Source organism: Micromonospora sp. CA-248212, from assembly GCF_050948405.1.
Taxonomy (GTDB): domain Bacteria; phylum Actinomycetota; class Actinomycetes; order Mycobacteriales; family Micromonosporaceae; genus Micromonospora.
In genome coordinates this window covers 2,949,820-2,968,393 of the sequence record NZ_CP192023.1, presented here as the reverse complement: position 1 = coordinate 2,968,393, position 18,574 = coordinate 2,949,820, and the positions used below count along the sequence as shown (strand labels likewise).

Genomic DNA, 18,574 nt, shown 5'->3' with positions numbered 1-18,574 from the left:
TACCCTCGGGCCGCAGAGGCGAAGGGCACGCTTCACCGCTCCACTCGATCCACCGAGGTCGATGGAGTAGTGCATGACCAACGCCCGCTGGTGGGTGACCGGGCCTCCCCTCAGGGGCGTTGACCACCGCCGTCGACGTACGGCGGGCCGCCGCACGCGGGAGCCAGGGTGGACACCCGATCCCCTCCTGCCGTGCTCGCGGCACCGCCGCCGCCCCACCCGAGCGACCCGCGACGACACCCGCGACACGCCGCCAGCGCACGCGGCGGGCCGCCCGCCCGTCGTGACCCACCCTGGAGGTACCGATGCACCCCACACCGCCACCACGGACCACGACCCGGCTCCGGCGCGGTCTCGCCTGGCTCACGAGCCTGCTACTCGTCTCGACGCTGATGCCGGCCACGGCCGCCCGCGCGGACAACCCCATCGTCCAGCACATCTACACCGCCGACCCGGCGCCCCTGGTCCACAACGGACGCGTCTACCTCTACACCGGCCACGACGAGGACGGCTCCTCGTACTTCACCATGAAGGACTGGCGGGTGTGGTCGTCCGCCGACATGGTCAACTGGACCGACCACGGCTCGCCACTGAGCCTCGCCACCTTCAGCTGGGCGAGCGCCAACGCGTGGGCCGGCCAGGTCGTCGCCCGCAACGGCAAGTTCTACTGGTACGTGCCGGTCACCGCCCGAGCGACCAACTCGATGGCCATCGGCGTCGCGGTCGCCGACAGCCCCACCGGGCCGTTCCGGGACGCCATCGGCCGCCCCCTGGTGGGCAACGGTGAGATCGACCCCACGGTCTTCATCGACGACGACGGTCAGGCGTACCTGTACTGGGGCAACCCGAACCTGTGGTACGTCCGGCTGAACGCCGACATGATCTCCTACAGCGGCAGCGCCACCAAGATCCCGCTCACCACCGCCGGGTTCGGCGCCCGCAGCGGCAACGCGAGCCGGCCCACCCTCTACGAGGAGGGCCCCTGGGTCTACAAGCGCAACGGCACCTACTACAACGTGTTCGCGGCGGAGTGCTGCTCCGAGTTCATCGGATATTCGACCGCCACCGGCCCGACCGGCCCGTGGACCTATCGCGGCACGGTCATGCCCCGCCAGGGCGCGAGCTTCACCAACCACCCGGGAGTCATCGACTTCAACGGCGGCTCGTACTTCTTCTACCACAACGGGGCGCTGCCGGGCGGTGGCGGTTACACCCGTTCGGTGGCCGTGGAGAAGTTCACGTACAACACCAACGGCACCATCCCGACGATCAACATGACCACGACGGGCGCGCCGCAGATCGGCACGCTGAACCCGTACGTGCGGCAGGAGGCCGAGACCATCGCCTGGGGTTCCGGCATCGAGACCGAGCCGGCCAGCGAGGGCGGGATGAACGTCGGGTGGATCGAGAACGGGGACTACATCAAGGTCAAGGGCGTCGGCTTCGGTACGGGCGCGACGTCCTTCTCCGCGCGGGTCGCCTCGGCGACGTCCGGCGGCACCATCGAACTGCGCCTCGGTAGCCCCACCGGCACCCGGGTGGGCAGCTGCGCGGTACCCGGCACCGGTGCGTGGCAGACGTGGCAGACCGTCTCCTGCCCGGTCTCCGGCGCCACCGGCACCCAGGACCTGTACCTGCGGTTCACGGGCGGCAGCGGCACCCTGTTCAACCTCAACTGGTGGCAGTTCCAGGCCAACGGCACCACGCCCACTCCGACGCCCACCCCGACGCCGAGTCCGACCGCGGACCCGACGCCCACGCCCATCCCGACGCCCACGACCACTCCCACGCCGACGAGCCCGGCCGGGACGTCCTGCGCGGTCACCAACGCCGTGGTGAACACCTGGCAGGGCGGGTTCGAGGGACGGCTGACAGTCACCAACTCCGGATCGTCGGCGCTCAACGGCTGGCGGGTCACCTGGACGCTCGCCAGCGGGCAGACGGTCTCCCAGGTCTGGAACGGCACCCTCACCCAGTCGGGTAGCCAGGTGACCGTCGCGAACGCCGCCTACAACGGCCAGCTCGCGCCCGGAACCTCGACCACCGCCGGCTACCTCAGCTCCACCACCTCAACCAGCCCTCCGACCACCACCCCCACCTGCACCCCCGCCTAACTCCCCCGGGTTCCCACCCCCAAAAACACCCCCACCCCATCCCCACACCCGTCCGCCGCCGACGTTGATCATGAAGTCAATGCCCCCGACACGCCGATAGGGAGCAACAACTTCATGATCGACGGGGCGGGGCCGGGGGTGGGGTGGGGGTTCTAGAAGTCGTCGTCGAAGGCGACCGTGCCGGTCACCCCGACCTGGTACGCCGACACCCGCCGCTCGAAGAAGTTGGACAGCTCCTGCACGTCCTGCAACTCCATGAAGGCGAACGGGTTGGCCGACCCGTAGTGCGGCGCGATCCCGAGCTGGGCGAGCCGGCGGTCGGCGACGTGCTGCAGGTACTGGCGCATGTCCGCCAGGGTGAGGCCGGGCACCCCCTGGCCCACCAGGTCCTCGGCGAACTGGACCTCGCACTCGACCGCCTCGGTGAGCATCCGGCGGACCTGGTCGGCCAGGTCGTCGTCGAACAGATCGGGCTCCTCGGCGCGTACGGTGTCGACGACGTCGAACGCGAACGCCATGTGCATGGACTCGTCGCGGAACACCCAGTTGGTCCCCGACGCCAGCCCGTGCAGCAGGCCACGGGAGCGCAGGAAGTAGACGTACGCGAACGCGCCGTAGAAGAACAACCCCTCGATGCACGCGGCGAAACAGATCAGGTTGAGCAGGAAGGTCCGCCGGTCCTCGCGGGTACGCAGCTCCCGCAGGTCGTGCAGGGAGTCGATCCAGCGGAAGCAGAACTCGGCCTTGCGACGGATCGACGGGATGTTCTCGATGGCGGCGAAGGCTGCGAACCGCTCGGTCTCGTCGGGCACGTACGTGTCGAGCAGGTTCAGGTAGAACTGGACGTGCACGGCCTCCTCGAACAGCTGCCGCGACAGGTAGAGCCGACCTTCGGGGCTGTTGACGTGCTGGTACAGGTTGAGCACGAGGTTGTTGGCGACGATCGTGTCGCCGGTGGCGAAGAACGCGACGAGGCGGCTGACCAGGTGCCGCTCGGCCGGCGACAGACGGTCCAGGTCGGCGAGGTCGGCGTGCAGGTCGACCTCCTCGACCGTCCACGTGTTGCGGATGGCGTCCCGGAACCGGTCAAAGAAGTGCGGGTAGCGCATCGGACGGAGAGTCAGGTCCATCCCGGGGTCGAGCAGCATGTGCGTGGTCCTCGCGTCGGTGGTGCTGTCCGTGGTGGTGTCGGCGACGGTCACTGGCACGCCTCGCACGACTCGGGGTTCTCCAGCGAGCAGGCCAGCGCCTCGGCGTCGACCGCGACGGGGAGGACGGGCGGCACCGCGCTGACGGTGGCCTGCTGGATCCGGGTGGCCGGCCGGGACCGCAGGTAGTAGGTGGTCTTCAGACCGGTCTTCCAGGCGTACAGGTACATCGAGGAGAGCTTGCCGATGGTGGGCGAGGCCAGGAACAGGTTCAGCGACTGGGACTGGTCGATGAAGGGCGCGCGGGCGGCGGCCAGGTCGATCAGCGCCCGCTGCGGCAGCTCCCACGCGGTACGGAACAGCTCCCGCACGTCGGCCGGCAGCTCCATGACGGACTGCACCGAGCCCTCGGCCCGCTTGATCGCCGACCGGATCTGCTCGGTCCACAGACCGCGGGCCTTCAACTCGCGTACGAGAGCCGTGTTGACCTGGAGGAACTCCCCCGACAGCGTCTCGCGCTTGAACAGGTTGGACACCTGCGGCTCGACGCACTCGTAGCAGCCGGCGATCGAGGCGATCGTCGCGGTGGGCGCGACCGCCACCAGCAGCGAGTTGCGCAGCCCGTACTCCCGCACCCGCTGACGCAGCGCGGTCCAGCGTGCGGCCTGCGTACCCTCGACACCCCACAGGTCCGGTTGCAGGCGCCCCCGCGCGGCCCGGGTCTGCGCGAACGCCGGGTGGGCGCCGAAGTCGCGGGCCAGGTCGGCGGAGGTCTCCAGCGCGGTCAGGTACAGCTCCTCGCTGATCCGGGTGGACAGCTCCCGCGCGGCCGGTGCGTCAAACGGCAGCCGCAGCGCGAAGAACACGTCCTGCAGCCCCATCAGCCCGAGCCCGACCGGCCGCCAACGGGGGTTGCTCGCCGCCGCCTGCGGGGTCGGGTAGTAGTTGATGTCGATGACCCGGTCGAGGAACGTCACCGCCGTACGCACCGTGGCGCGCAGCCGTTCCCAGTCGATGCCCTCATCGGTCAGGTGGGCGGCGACGTTCACCGAGCCGAGGTTGCAGACTGCGGTCTCGTCGTCGCTGGACACCTCGATGATCTCGGTGCAGAGGTTGGAGAGGTGCACCACGTTGCCCGGCTCGGCCGTCTGGTTGCACAGCCGGTTGGCCGCGTCCTTGAAGGTCATCCAGCCGTTGCCGGTCTGGGCCAGGGTCCGCATCATCTTCCCGTACAGTTCGCGGGCCGGCAGCTGCCGCACGTAGCGGCCCTCCGCCTCGGCGGCCCGGTACGCGGCGTCGAACCGCTCGCCCCACAGATCGGGCAGTTCGGGCACCTCGTCGGGGTCGAACAGCGACCACATCTCGTCGGCCTCGACCCGGCGCATGAACTCGTCCGGGACCCAGTTGGCCAGGTTGAGGTTGTGCGTACGCCGGGCGTCCTCGCCCGTGTTGTCCCGGAGCTGGAGGAACTCCTCGATGTCCGGGTGCCACGGCTCCAGGTAGACGCAGGCCGCGCCCTTGCGCCGCCCGCCCTGGTTGACCGCCGCGACGCTCGCGTCCAGTGTGCGCAGCCACGGCACGATGCCGTTGGACTGCCCGTTCGTGCCCCGGATCAGCGCGCCACGGGACCGGACCCGGGAGAACGCGATGCCGATGCCACCGGCGAACTTGGACAGGTTCGCGACCTGGGCGTAGCGCGCGTAGATCGAGTCCAACTCGTCGCGCGGCGAGTCCACGAGATAGCACGAGGACATCTGGGTGTGTCGGGTGCCGGAGTTGAACAGAGTCGGCGAGCTGGGCAGATAGGCGAGGCTGGACATCAGCCGGTAGAAGTCGACCGCCTCGTCCGGCGTACGGGACAGGCCGCAGGCCACCCGCAGCAGCCAGTACTGCGGCGTCTCCAGCACCAGCCGGGTGGTGGGGTGACGCAGCAGGTACCGGTCGTAGACGGTGCGCAGGCCGAAGTACTCGAAGCGGCGGTCGCCGTCGGGGTCGACAGCGTCGTCGAACGTCTCCGCGTGCGCGGCGACGAACGCGGCGGTCTCGTCACCGATCAGACCCTCGGCGTGGCCGGCCCGGATCGCCGCGCTGAACGAGGTGATGCCCTGGCGCCGCACCTCCTTGTCGACGTAGCCGGCCAACAGCCGCGCGGCCAGGCGCGAGTACTGCGGCTCCGTACCGATCATCTCGGCCGCCGTCTGGATGGACAGCCGGTCCAGCTCGGCGGTGGTCGCGCCGTCGTAGAGGCCGCTGATCGTGCGGGTGGCCACCCGCATCGGGTCGACCTCGGTCAGGTCGTCGGCCCACCGCTCGACCGCCCGGACGATCTTGTTCACGTCCACGGCCTCGGTGCCGCCGTCGCGCTTGCGCACCTGCATCGGGGTCCGCCGCGCGGCCTCGCCGCTGACCGGGACCACCTGGGTGACTGTCACCACTCACTCCTCGGGAGTTCGAGACCTCAAGGGCCCTCGGACGCGGGGAGACGGACGCCGTCGACGCCAGGCCAGCGCGGGCGTGGGCGAGGTGGCGTCAGCCGTTCCGCGCGGCCTCGGACCGCCGCGCACCCGAGGGTCGGGTACGCGGCGCGCTGGCAGGTCTTCGGACTCGCGGGCGCGACCGGGCCTGCCCGGTCACCTACTGGCCGTCGCTTCCCAGGCCGTTGGCCCAGTGCTGATGACGGCGGTCGTTCCCACTCACCGCTGCGGGACAGTCCCGGACTTGCACCGGGTTCCCTCTTGCCTCGACCACTCACCAGGAGTGGACGAACCAGCTGCGGTCGACACCATATATAGGGGCGAGCACGTTTGTCACACCCCACATGTCGGGTTCGGCGTGTCGCGGTCGCCGATGACGACCCTCGTCGATCGGCTCGGAGCCGGCCGACGAGGCGGTGCCGCCCCGACCGTCGCCATCGGCTTGACCGAGGCGAACCGGCACCGATACGGTCGACCCACTATCTGCGGCGACGCGAGGGAAGCCGGTGAGAATCCGGCGCGGTCGCGCCACTGTGAGCGGCCCCCAGCCCGGGGGGCGCGAGCCAGGACGCTCGGTCGTCCGCAGCCTTGCGATGGGGACGCGTCATCCCCGAGGAGGTTCGTTCACGCATGTCCAGCTCCACGTCCAGCCAGCCGCTGTCGCACCCCGCTGTCCCGACCCGTCTCCTGTGGACGGTCCTGGCCACCGTCGCCGTGCTCGCCCTGCTGGCCTACCTCGTCGCCTTCGATCAGGGGGCGGTCTCGCGCAGCGGGATGTACCTGCACGAGCTGATGCACGACGGCCGGCACCTGCTCGGTGTCCCGTGCCACTGAGCGACACCGGCACCGCACCCACGTTCGTCACGGTCCTGCTGCGCGGGCTGCTCGCCGGCCTGGTGGCCGGCCTGATCGCCGGGACGTTCGCCTACGTCGTCGGCGAACCACACGTCGAGGCGGCCATCGCCATCGAGGAGGCGGCCACGCACGCGGAGGCCGCCGCCGACGGGCACCAGCACGCCGAGGAGGCCGCCGAAGGGCACCAGCACGGCGAGGAGGCCCTGATCGGCCGCAACGGCCAACGCGGCGGCCTGTTCCTGGCCACCGGCCTGTTCGGCGCCGCCATGGGCGGCCTGTTGGCCAGCGCGTACGTCCTGCTGGCCCGTCGTCGGCGGACCGCCGACGACGGGCGGTCCGGGCTGTTGCTGGCCGGCGGTGCGCTGCTCGGCACGGTGATCGTGCCGTTCCTCAAGTACCCGCCGAATCCGCCGGCCGTCGGCGACCCGTCCACCATCAACCAGCGCACGGTCACCTACCTGCTGATGGTGGTACTCGGCCTGGTCGCGGTCTGGTCCGGTTCGCTCGGCTACCGGTCGGTGGGTGAGCGCGCGCCCGTGTGGCTGCGGGCCAGCGCGGCGGTCGGCGGTTTCCTGCTGGTCACCGTCGTGTCCTATGTGGCGCTGCCGTCGTTCCAGGAGGTCCCCGGCGACTTCCCCGCGACGCTGCTGTGGAGCTTCCGCCTCGCCTCGCTCGGCACCCAGATGGTGCTGTGGACCGGGATAGGCCTGCTCTTCGCCGCCCTGATGCACCGCCAGCGCGCGGTCGCCGACGCACGACTGGCCGGGTGAGCGCCACCAGCCTGCGGCTGGTCGCCCACGGTCACACCGCCGCCCTGCGGCAGGCCCGGTTCGGCGGGAACGACAGCCTGGACGAGGGCGGCCGGCGTGCCGCCCTCGCCCTGTCCCCCGCCGCTGCGGGCCGTCGCGCAGGCGACGCGGTGGCATGCCTGTCCAGCCCCGCGGCGGCGGCCGTCGAGACCGCCGAGGTTCTCGGGCTCGCGCCCACCGTCGAGGCGGCCCTGGCCGACTGTGACTACGGCGACTGGTCGGGCCGGTCCCTCGCGGAGATCGCCGCGACGCGGCCGGACGCGCTGCGCGAATGGCTGTCCACGCCGGACGCCGCGCCGCACGGCGGTGAGTCGATCCTCGCGGTACGCCAGCGCGTCGGTCGGTGGCTGGACGCGCAGCGCGACGTCGGCCGACGGGTCACCGCCGTCACGCACCCGCTGGTGATCCGGGTCGCGCTCGTGCACGCCCTGGATCTGCCGCTGGCCACGTACCGGCAGTTCGACGTCGCGCCGCTGGCGATCGTCCGACTCACCGGCCACGGCCCGAGCTGGCAGTTCCGCCTGGACGCGGCACCGGCACCGGCGAACGGGTGACGAGGGTCTACCACGGCTCCTGTCGAGCTGCCCCAGATCCGGGGCAGCGAGGTCGGCGGGCAGTCGCGCGACCCGCGCCTCGGAGCCGAGATCGGGCGGCTCAGAGCTGAGATCGGGCGGCCCGGACGGGTGTCGGGCAGGCCTGGAACGCACGCCCGGCGGGCCTGGAACACAGGGCCCGGCGGGCCTGGAATACACGCCCGGCGGGCCTGGAACGCAGGTCGGGCGGGCCGTGAGGAACGGCCCGCCCGACTGATGTGCTTCCGGCTTACTTCGTGACGGTGACCGTGAACGGTCGGGACACCGTCGCCTTCGAGCGGGACCCGGACAGCGTCACGCTGGTGACCCCGGGCTCCGTCGCGTCCGGGACGCCGACGGTCCCGCCGGCGACGATGCCGTCACCGTTCGCGCGTACCGTGCCGACCCGACGGCCGTCGCCGAGGCTGACCGTGATCTCCTCGTTCGGCGCGAAGCCGGAGCCGTCGACCGTGATCGACGTGCCGCGCGGCGCGGACGGCGTGGGCAACGACAGGCGCGGCTGGTAGGCCGGGTCCGTCGAGCCCACGGTCAACTGCACGGTTGCCGTCGCCGGCGTACCGGAGGACGCGCCGGTGGCGCGGACGGCGTACCGCCCCGGTGGCGTGTCCCCGGAGGTCGCGACGGTCGCGCGGACCGTGCCCGTCGCGGACGCCGAGACCGTCACCTCGCGGGTCGTGCCGGCCGCGAGGCCCACCGTCACCCGCTCGCCGGCGGCGAACCCGCTGCCGACGACCGTGACCGCGTCCCCAGCGGCGACCGACTGCGTGCCGGACACCGCGAGGGTGGTGGCCGCCCCGGCCCGCCGGACGGTCACGGTGAAGCTCGCGGTGCTGCTGGACACCGTGTCCCACGCGGTGACGCGCACCGTGTAGGCGCCCGCACGGGCGTAGGTGTGCCGGCCGCTCAGCGCGCCGTCCGCACCGATCGTGGCGTCGTCCGGAACCGTGCCGTCACCCCACTGGACGCGGGCGTGGTAGCCGGTCGGGTCGGGAAGACCGCCGGTCACCGATCCGAGGTTCGCCGTGAGGACCTGCCCGGCGTCGACGCTCTGGTCGCCCGGGGCGGCGGTCACCAGCGCGGCGGCCGGCGTGCCGTCGTCGGCGACGGCGAACACGTGGATCCGGCCCGCCGAGCGCGGGTCGCCGGTCTGCGTCGGCAGGGTCACCGAGACCAGCGTCCTACCCGCCGGGATCTGGTACGGCGTGGTGGCGAACAGGAACGGCTGGGCGCCGTCGCGGCTCGTGCCACTGAGCCGGTACGCGGACTTCGCGACGACGATGTTGCCGTAGGACGGCGTCCCGTTGGCGTTGCCGCCCAGCGTCCAGTCACTGAACTGGATCGGAATGCTCGCGGTGCTGCCGTCGCTGAACGTCGCCGTGCCGGTCGTTGCCTGGTTGCCCTGCGTACCGGCACCGATGAACGAGATGCTCTTGGCGTCGGCCGGCAGGCGCAGCGCGATCGTCGCGCCGTTGCCGGTGGCGTTGTCCGGCTGCCCGGCCGGGACCTGCGGCAGGGTGAAGCCCAGCGCGGTGCCCGGCACCTGGTGCCGCTGCCCCTGGGTCACGCCGGCCGCCGCGAGGGCCGCCCGCGAGTACGCCCACGACTTCGCGTCGCAGTCCGCCGCGAGGGTGCCCTCGTCGCCGACACACACGCTGTCGAACGCCGCGGTGAGGCCGGAGTTCGCCGCGTACGCGACGTCGACGCCGACCGTCACCGAGCCCTGACCGACGCCGTCGGTCACCGTGACGCTCGCCTGGTGGTAGCCCGGCGTGGCGTAGGTGTGCTCGCCGCTGACGCGGTAGACCTCCCGGGAACTCAGCGTCAGGGTGCCCTCGGTGGCCGGTGACCCGTCACCCCAGTCGATCGTGGCCCGGTAGTCGTCGGCGACGCCACCGGTGACCGTGGCCAGGGCCACCGTGGCGGGCGCGCCGGAGCGGGCGTGCACGCCATCGGTGGCGGTCACCGTGATGTCACCGCCGCCCAGGTCGAGGTCACCCCCGGCGAGCAGCTCGATCTCGGCGAGGGTCGGCTGGGCCACGCCGACCGTCTTCGTCACGACGAGGCGGAACTGGGAGTACCGTCCGGGCTTGTCGATCCGGAACGGCCGGGTCTGGTTGCGCCAGCGGAACACCTCGCCCGCCCGCGCGTCCAGCGTGCTCCAGGTCAGGCCGTCGGTGGAGCCCTGCAACCGCCAGTCCGCCGGGTCGCCCACGGTCGCGCCGGAGGTGATGGTGTAGTAGGTCGGCTTCTGCCGTCCGCCACGGCTCGTCCAGCCGATCTGCGGCGTGCCCGACGACGTCGTCAGCTGGGTGGTGGACGAGTCGTCGAACAGCGTCGACGCGTCCGGACCGCCGCTGACGGTGGCGGTGCCGAGGCCCGGCCCGGTGACGTCCTGCAACGGCTGCGGTACGGCGTCGCCCCTGGTCAGCGACGGGGGTGTGGCGTCGCGACCGGTGCCCCACGACGACGGGTTCGGTCCCATCTGGAAGTCGATGGTTCCGCCCCTGGCGAGCGCGGACACCTCGACGGAGACGTCGCGCTGCTTCTTGCCGTTGACCTTCACGCTCTGCACGTACACGTTGCGGTTGTTGTTGTTCGCGGCGTTGACCACGATGTCGCCGGTCGGGCGGTGGACGGTCATCCGGGTGAACTGCGGCGAGCCGATCGCCCAGTGGGTCGACCCGGCCTGCAACGGGTAGATGCCCAGCGAGCTGAGGACGTACCAGGCCGACATCTCGCCGTTGTCCTCGTCGCCCAGGTAGCCCTGACCGATCTCGCTGCCCACGTAGAGACGCCGCAGGATCTCGCGCACGGCCGCCTGGGTCTTCGCCGGAGCGCCGGCGACGTCGTACAGGTACGGGATGTGGTGCGACGGCTGGTTGCTCATGCCGAGCTGTCCCATCCGCACCGCGCGGGCCTCGATCATCTCGTGGATGACGCCGCCGTAGCCGCCGGGGTGGTCGGCGTTCTCGGGCGTCGCGAAGAAGGTGTCGAGCTTGTCCCGCAGCGCCTTCTGCCCGCCGTACAGGTTGATCAGGCCCTGGGGGTCCTGCTGTGCGGTGAACGCGAAGTTCCAGCCGTTGGTCTCGGTGTAGACGCCACCCCAGTCCAGCGGGTCACCGGCGAGGAACGTGCCGGCCGCGTCGCGGCCCTGGAAGAGCTTCGTCTTGGCGTCGAAGAGGTGGACGTAGTTGCGGGCCCGCTCCAGGAAGTACCGGGACTCCTCCTTGAGTTGGTCGCGCCGCGACTTCGGCGTGGCCGGGTCCTTGGCGAGCGCGGCGGCCATGTTGCCGATGCCGTAGTCGTTGATGTACCCCTCCAACGCCCACGACACCGACTCGCCGGTGCTGGTCGGCGTGTAGCCGAGGAACAGCGACGTCTCGATGCCCTTGCGGCCGACCGCGCCGCGTCCGGACGCGACGGTCGCGTCCTTCACGGCCGCGTCGTACGCCGCGAGCGGGTCGGGCAGCTTGACCCCGGTGAGGTACGCCTGCGCCAAGGCCACGTTCGCGCTGGTGCCGGTCATCAGGTCGGCGTAGCCGGGCGACGACCAGCGGGCGATCCAGCCGCCGTCGCGGTAGTGCTGGACGAACCCGTCCGAGATCTTCGCGGCGACGTCCGGGTAGAGCAGCGAGTACGCGGGCCACACCGTGCGGTAGGTGTCCCAGAACCCGTTGTTGACGTAGATCTGCCCGTCGACGATCTTCGCGCCGGTCCGGGTGGCGGTCGACGTGCCGGTCGGCGCGGACACCGGGCTGGCGTACTGCCAGTGGGGGGCGGCGGCGGTGCCGGTGTTCTCCGACTGCGAGTTCGGGTAGAGGTTCAGCCGGTACAGGTTCGAGTACATGGTGACGAGCTGCGTCTCGGTCGCGCCCCGCAGCTCGACCCGGCCGAGGCGGTCCTTCCAGGCGGCGGTGGCGGCGTCGCGGATCGCGTCGAAGGTCCGGCCGGTCACCTCCAGGTCGAGGTTGCGACGGGCCTGCTCGACGGAGAGGAACGAGGTCGCGATCCGCATCGTCACCTGACGGTTCGCCGAGACGTCGAAGGTCGCGGACGTCGCCGTGACGGCTGCCGGCGCGCGGTCGAACTCACCGGACACGAACATCCGGCTACGTCCGGCCGAGAGGCCGCTTCCGTTGTCGACCCAGCCGGTGAACGTGCTGTCGGTACCGAGGGTGAAGGTGCCCTTGGCGAAGACGAGACTTCCGGTCGACGGTCCCGGCCCGAAGGTGAACCGCATGATGCCGGCGTGGTCGGTCGGCGTCATCTCGGCGACCAGGCCGTTCTGTAGCGCGACCCGGTAGAGGTCCGGCCGTGCCGTCTCGTCCTCGTGCCGGAAGGCCAGCGCCCGGCTGGCGGGTGCTCCGGTGAGGGGGCCGTCGCCGGCCACCGGCATCACCGACATCTGGTTGCGGTCGCCCAACCAGGGGCTGGGCTCGTGGGAGATCGCGAGGCCCTGCAAGGTGGGCAGGTTGGCGGCGTTGTTGGCGCGGTGGTAGTCGTACTCCCAGGAGTCCGAGGTCGCGTCGGTCACCGGGGTGAAGAAGTTGAACCCGTTGGGTACGGCGGTGATCGGCAGGTTGTTGCCGCGCGAGAACCCGCCCGTGGAGTTGGTGCCGCGGCGGGTGTCGACGTAGTTCGTCAGCCGGGAGCCGTCGATCGTCGCCGGGTTCGGAGTCAGTTCGACGTCGTCGAGCCACCCCTGGAAGAGGGTCTCCTCGGTGGCCTGCGGGTCGTCGTACGCCAGCAGGACGCGGTCGATCGTCTTGCCGCGCGCGACGGCGCCGACGTCGGCGCTGACAGCGTTCCACTGGTCGGCGAAGAGCACCTTCGAGGCGCCCTGCCCGGCCGGGGTCAGCGGGTTGCCGTGCTGGTCGACGGCGGAGCGTCCACTGAGGTAGCTGCCGTCGGTGAAGTGCAGGTCGACCGAGGCGTAGGTGGACGGGTAGCGGGCGTCCTGGCCGGTGAACTCGGGGAAGATCCGGTACGACAGGCGGGTGTTCGGCCCGACCGGGATGTCGACGTCGAACAGCTTGTTCGTCGCGTACGAGCGGCCACCGGTCTGGGCGCCACCGTAGTAGCGCAGCGCGGCCAGCCCGGTGAAGCCGACGCCCGGCTTCGTCGTGTAACCGCCGGCCGGGCCGGGGCCGATCTCGGTGACCATGGGCGTGGCCGGCGGTCGGACGTCCGAGCCGTCGCTGATGTCCCAGCTGGCGAGCTGGGTGAGAGTTCCGCCGGAGTTCGCGGAGACCACCAGCCGGTACCAGCCGTAGGCCGTCGTGTTGGTGACGCCGTACCTGTTGGTGGCGAACCGCTTGGCGAAACCCTGCTTCGTCTGGCGGTCCAGGTCGACCCAGGCGCTGCCGTCGGTGGACCCCTGGAGGGTGAAGTCGCGGGGGTCGCGGCCCGGCTCGTCGTCCGCCGAGGTCAGCGCGTACCGCTTGACGACCGCCGGCTTGGCCAGCTGGTACGTCACCCACGCGGTCGATTCGAACGCCAGCCACTTGGTCGACGGCTTCCCGTCGGCGAGGTTCGCCGCGATCTCGTTCGGCGGGTTCTGGGCGCTCGCGGTGACGGCCTCGACCTGGCCGAGCAGGCTGCCGGGCAGGTTCGCGTCGCTCGACCCGCTGAGGTTGCCCTGCACGGGCCGACCGGAGCGGTCGACCTCGACGGTGCTCGGGGCGGGCTGCGGGTCGGCCGATTCGAACGAGGAACGGAAGGCGCCCGGTGGCGGGGCGCTCGGCGCGGCGCTGGCCAGCGGCGCGGCGACGACCATCCCCAGGGGCAGCAGGACGGCGGTTGTCGCCACGGCTATCCGCAGGGAGACGGCGCGCGTACGGGGGAGATACGGCATGGGGGCGGGACCTTTCGACTCGATCCGGTCGAGTACGTCGAGCGTCTGGGTGGCAGTGGAGGGTGGACCGGCTCTGACATCGTTGTCATCGGGCGTGCCTGACAAGCGAGGGCAGATCCGGTGGATGTTGGCCAGATGTTTCCGGGCAACCAACGGCCTGTCAATGGGTTGATCGCCGCGAAACGCGCCCAGCGCTTCCAGTTCGTAAGGAAGGGCACCTTCCTATACACGAGGCGTTAGGAAGGTGCCCTTCCTTACTCGGCCTTGGCGAGGCGCAGGTGGACTCGCGGCCGCTCAGCGACCGCCCGCCGCCAGCTCGGCCAGCATTCCCTCGCAGCTACGCACGACCACCTCGGCACCGCGCCGCTGGGTCAGTGGGAGCAGCGGATCCTCCGCCCGGTCCCGCCACCGCCACTGGGCGTCGGCGGCGGTCTCCCAGAGCCGTTGGGTGGTCGCCTCGTGCTCGACACCGAGCCGGGCGGCCAGGGAGACGCCCTCGCCGCCGACCAGCCGCCGCGCCTCGGCGGCCAACTCGGCGTCGAAACCGAGACGGGCGTTGCGCAACGCCACCAGCAGGCGCAACTCACGGAACTCGTGCGCGCCCGCCAGGATCTGCTCGATCGCGCCGACCAACTCGTCGCTGCCCCGGACCGGCTCGGCCCGCACCAGGGACTCCACCGCGGCCAGCGCCGAGCGCGCCTTGAGCGCGTCGCGCCGATCGACGAAACAACGGGTCATCGACTCGCGCAGCTCGGTGAGGCCGCTGCGCCGGATCAGCTCGGCCGACATCGCCACCCGGGTGTCGAACCCACCGCGGACCAACGTCGTGGCCAGCCGGATACCGAAGAGGCCGAACCGGTCCAGCAGGCCCGCGCGCACCTCGGGATCGAGGCGCACCGGAAGGTCGCCACGGACGAAGCGATCGGCGGAGAGCAGGTGGGGCTCCAACCCGGCGCGGGGCACCCCGGCCAGCGTCGCCAGCGCGGCGAATTCGGACTCGCTGAGCAGCCGACCCGCGAGGCCGACAGCTCCACTGCACGCCACCACGTTGACGGCCAACGCGCCCACCCGGGGATCGCGGTGGTGCCGACGGGCCAACTGTCGGGCGGTGAGCAGCCCGTCGATCCGGCCACCGCCGACCTCGTCCGCCCGGGACAACACCATGATCACGTTGACCGGGGCGGCCTGCCCGACGGCACTGTCCCGACCGGACTCCAACACCCGCAGATCGCTGTCGCGGCCGTCCCGGGTCAGGAACAACACCGCGTCCGCGTCGGCCAGCACCCGGTCCAGCACCGGCGCGTGCCCCTGCTCGTCGACCGTGCTGAGCGCCGGGGTGTCGACGAGCGTCACCTGCCGCAGCGCCCGCGTCGGCCACCGCACCACGATGTCGCGTACCTCCCCGGCACGCCAGCCGAGATCCACCCGCATGCCGGTCGCCGACTTGACCACCGTCAGCTCCTGCGGAGGCTGCCCCACCGGGTAGGCGGTGGCGCCCGGCGACGCGCCGTCCTCGTACCAGGTGAACGCGCCGTCGGCGCCCTCGACCGGCGCGACCTCCTCCCCCATCAGCGCGTTGAGCACCGTCGACTTGCCCGCACGCCACGGCCCGGCGACCGCGATCCGCAGCGGCTGCTCCAACCGCGCGATCTGGTGCCGCAACCGCCCGACCGCCCGCGCGTCGTGCTGGTAGACCTCCAGCGCCTGGTGCAGCAGCCCCCAGGCCGCCTCGTCCAACCGCACCCCGACAGTCATGCCCCGGGCTCCAACAGCACCGGGGTCGACCGGGCGGCGGTCAGGTGCTGGGACTGCTCGTAGAGCGCGGCGAGGCGGGTCATCTTCGACCGGATCTCCCGCTGCCGCTGCTCGCGCAGGGCGACGTCGGTGTCGGCCTCCTGCTTCGCGCTGCGGAACGACTGCACGATGGCCTCCTGCAACTCCTCGGTCAGACCCGTGAAGTGGTCGCGCAGCATCCGTTGCACCTGCCGGGCGGCGTCCCGGCAGTCCCGGACCATCCGGACGAAGAACTCGTCGACATGCCGCTGGATGGCCGTCTTCACGGTCGCCTGCCGGCGGCGCAACATCTGCTTGCTCTCGTCGCGGATGCTCTTGCCGCCGAAGAGGGCGCCGATGCCGACCGAGACCGGGTTGATCATCGGCATCCCGGCCAGGGTGGTCGCGAGGCCGAACATCAGCATGCCGCCGTACGAGCCCTTCATGCCGGTGAACAGCTTCTGACCCGTCGTGAACCGGTCGATCCGCGGCCGTTCCAGGTCCGGCAGCCGGTCGCCGAGATCCTCCGGCATCGTCATCGACCAGGGCGGCAGCACGTCGTAGCCGTACCGGTTGAAGTGGGCGGCCACCCGGCGGGCGATCCAGTCGCAGCGCTGGACCAGCCACTCGTGGTTGGCCTCCGCGGCCTCGACCAGGCTGCGTGACAGCCACTCGTCGAAGGTGTCCCAGGCGACGAGCGGGTCGGCCTCATCGAACGCCTCGTCGACCGCCCGCAGGATCTGGCGCGTCCGGTCCCGCAGGTCGTACTCGATGTCGGAGAGCAGGTCGGCCATCTCGTCGTTGAGGGTGTTCTGCCAGCGGGTCGAGCAGCGCCGCAGCTCGTCGACCTCCCGCTGGGCCGCGTGCAGCCGCGAGATCGGCCCGGACTGCTCCGCCGCCTCCTGCGTCGCCAACTCGGCGCGCAGCGGCGCGGCCAGTTGCTCCACCACCGTACGGGCCACCGCCTGCACCGACGCCCGCGCCAGGTGGTCGGCCTTGCCGGCCAGGTCCCGTTGCAGGCGGGCGATCAGCGCCGGAAAGCCGGACTCGGCGTTGAGACCACGGTCGTCGGCCGCCGCCGCGCGCAGCCGCAGCGTCGCCGACACCGGGATCAGCGGCGCCGCGACGCCGGCATCGGCGAGGTGTTGCCGGTTGCGCTCGGCGACCGTCCGCCAGTCCGCCACCAGGTCGGTCTTGCTCTGAACCACGACCACGTTCGGTTGCGAGCGCATGACGTGCAGCAGCATGTTCAGCTCGGCCACCGAGAGCTCCCTCGTGGAGTCGGAGACCAGCAGCACGGCGTCCGCGCGGGTCGAGGCGGCCACCTCCACGGCCGCGCCGAGCGCGGTGACCTCGTCGGTACCCGGAGTGTCCACCAGCACGAGTCCGGCGGCGAGCAGCGCCCGGGGCAGGCCGACCTCGACGTACGCCGGACCGCCCCCCGGCCGACGCCCGACCGCGCCGGACACGCCGGCCGCGACCTGGTCGAGCGCCAGGGAGGTCCGCTCGGCGAGCGTCGCCGCCGGCCCTCCCGCGGGTCGTCCGGCCGACGCCTGGACCATCGTGGCGCAGGCGGATTCGGCGTGCTGCACCACGGTCGGCAGGACCGTGGTGCGACCGTCCCCGACCGGGCAGGCCGGCGCGTTGATGATCGCGTTGATGAGCTGACTCTTGCCCTGGTTCGGCTCGCCGACGACCAGGACCCGCAACGTCGGATCGAGCAGTTGGGCACGCTTCTGCCGGACCGTCTGCAGCAGATCGCCGCGACCGTGTGTCGTACACGTCCGGGCGATCTCGTCCAGTACATCCAGCCAGATCCCCGCCATCACCGCACCAAGTGTGCGGATTTCGGCTCAATTAGCAAGAGGTGTCGGAGAGGAAACCGGGAAGGGCCGGGCCGCTCGACGCGACCCGACCCCCCGCTTCCGACGGAAAATCCCGTCAGAGCAGACCGCCGGTGATGCCCAGCAACCCGTGGTCCGACGAGGCGGGCCCCCCGTCGTGCGAGTCGCCGGTCACACCGTCGGTGAGCCCACCCGTCACGTCGCCGACCGTGCCGGTGACCCCGGGAAGGAGACTGTCCACGTGGTGCGTGACACCGCCCACCACGGACGGAACGTCCACCGGCGGCACCACGCCGCCGACGGCGCCCTCGCCGAGGCCCAGGCCACCCAGGGTGTCGTGGACACCGAGGGAGCCGACGATGCCGTCGACCTGACCGTGCACGCCGGAGAGGACGCCACCGGTCACGTCGCCGCCGAGCACCGGGTCGGTGACGCCGAGCACGCCGGTCGGGTCGCCGACCGTGCCGGTCGCGCCGCCGAGCACCGGGTCGACGATCCCGTCGACGGGCTGCACCACGTCCGCGTCGAGCGTGTGCGCCACGTCGGACACCCCGGTCAGGTCGGTGTCGAGGCCGCTCGGCCCGACACCCAGGCCGACACCCGGCAGCACGCTCACCCCGGCGGCGACGGTCGACGGGTCGACCGCGATGGCGCCGAGCACACCGGCCTTGACGTCCACACCAGACGGCGAGCTGGTGACGCTGATCTGCTGCGCCACGCTCTGCAACTGACCGACCACGTCGGTGGCGTCGGTCACCAGCGGGTCGAAGCCGAGCTGCCCGACCACCGGGGCCAGCGGCGCGAGGCCCTGCCCCGGCGCGTAGTCGACCACCAGCGGCACCACGTCCTGCACGTCGGCGGCGGTGATGTCGCTGAGCCCCGCGGCGTGCAGCGCGCCCTCCGGGTCGAGGTCGAACGCCGACCGCGCGTCGGGGTTGGTCAGCAGGTCGAGCACGAAGTCGTGGAGGGTCTGTTGCGAGTCCATGTGCCGGTTCTCCTCGGATTGGCATCGGCGACCGTCGTTCGTCGAGAGGAACGCTATGGCGGGGGGCGGCCCCGGACATCGGGGCTGCGCCCGCAATCGATCAAGCCGCGTTAGGGCGTTCGCCG

At 71.6% G+C, this 18,574-nt stretch carries 10 protein-coding genes and 2 riboswitches; of the genes, 4 read left to right on the top strand and 6 right to left on the bottom strand.

The window, feature by feature from the left end:
- Nucleotides 1–305 precede the first annotated feature (305 nt).
- Nucleotides 306–2,114, top strand: coding sequence for a family 43 glycosylhydrolase (locus ACQP03_RS14165; protein ID WP_357172122.1), 1,809 nt, complete (start codon nt 306–308; stop codon nt 2,112–2,114).
- Between the two features lie 152 nt (nt 2,115–2,266).
- Here ACQP03_RS14165 and ACQP03_RS14160 read toward each other — a convergent pair whose 3' ends face one another.
- Both ACQP03_RS14160 and ACQP03_RS14155 read right to left on the bottom strand, forming a co-directional pair.
- Nucleotides 2,267–3,262 carry a ribonucleotide-diphosphate reductase subunit beta gene (locus tag ACQP03_RS14160; RefSeq protein WP_357122163.1) on the bottom strand — a complete coding sequence of 332 codons (996 nt, stop codon included), beginning with the start codon at nt 3,260–3,262 and terminating at the stop codon, nt 2,267–2,269.
- Between the two features lie 50 nt (nt 3,263–3,312).
- Nucleotides 3,313–5,640, bottom strand: a complete 2,328-nt coding sequence (locus ACQP03_RS14155; protein WP_433461164.1) for a ribonucleoside-diphosphate reductase subunit alpha — start codon at nt 5,638–5,640, stop codon at nt 3,313–3,315.
- 194 nt (nt 5,641–5,834) lie between these two features.
- Nucleotides 5,835–6,048: riboswitch (cobalamin riboswitch) on the bottom strand.
- A gap of 143 nt (nt 6,049–6,191) precedes the next feature.
- Nucleotides 6,192–6,331, top strand: a riboswitch (cobalamin riboswitch).
- Nucleotides 6,332–6,366: 35 nt separating this feature from the next.
- Here ACQP03_RS14155 and ACQP03_RS14150 point away from each other — a divergent pair.
- The 3 genes from ACQP03_RS14150 to ACQP03_RS14140 are packed head-to-tail and all read left to right on the top strand — an operon-like array spanning nt 6,367 to nt 7,954.
- Entirely contained in the window at nt 6,367–6,570 is a 204-nt protein-coding gene (locus ACQP03_RS14150; protein ID WP_357172121.1) for a CbtB domain-containing protein, read from the top strand.
- Nucleotides 6,561–7,361, top strand: a complete 801-nt coding sequence (locus ACQP03_RS14145) for a CbtA family protein (RefSeq protein WP_433460966.1) — start codon at nt 6,561–6,563, stop codon at nt 7,359–7,361. The genes ACQP03_RS14150 and ACQP03_RS14145 overlap by 10 nt, the downstream gene beginning before the upstream one ends.
- The gene (locus tag ACQP03_RS14140; protein WP_357121254.1) at nt 7,358–7,954 is read left to right on the top strand and encodes a histidine phosphatase family protein; all 597 of its coding nucleotides are present in this window, start codon (nt 7,358–7,360) and stop codon (nt 7,952–7,954) included. Before ACQP03_RS14145 ends, ACQP03_RS14140 begins: the two co-directional genes overlap by 4 nt.
- 268 nt (nt 7,955–8,222) lie before the next feature.
- On the opposite strand, the gene ACQP03_RS14135 is transcribed toward ACQP03_RS14140, so the two are convergent.
- From ACQP03_RS14135 to ACQP03_RS14120, 4 genes are all read right to left on the bottom strand, one after another.
- Nucleotides 8,223–13,847: a GH92 family glycosyl hydrolase gene (locus ACQP03_RS14135; protein WP_433460965.1), complete on the bottom strand. Its 5,625-nt coding sequence runs from the start codon at nt 13,845–13,847 to the stop codon at nt 8,223–8,225.
- Nucleotides 13,848–14,141: 294 nt separating this feature from the next.
- Nucleotides 14,142–15,602 (bottom strand): GTP-binding protein, encoded by a 1,461-nt coding sequence (locus ACQP03_RS14130; protein ID WP_357121248.1) that lies wholly within the window; start codon nt 15,600–15,602, stop codon nt 14,142–14,144.
- Nucleotides 15,599–17,446: a dynamin family protein gene (locus ACQP03_RS14125; RefSeq protein WP_433461163.1), complete on the bottom strand. Its 1,848-nt coding sequence runs from the start codon at nt 17,444–17,446 to the stop codon at nt 15,599–15,601. Before ACQP03_RS14125 ends, ACQP03_RS14130 begins: the two co-directional genes overlap by 4 nt.
- A 115-nt stretch (nt 17,447–17,561) precedes the next feature.
- The gene (locus ACQP03_RS14120) at nt 17,562–18,449 is read right to left on the bottom strand and encodes an IniB N-terminal domain-containing protein (protein WP_357121244.1); all 888 of its coding nucleotides are present in this window, start codon (nt 18,447–18,449) and stop codon (nt 17,562–17,564) included.
- Between the last annotated feature and the right edge of the window lie 125 nt (nt 18,450–18,574).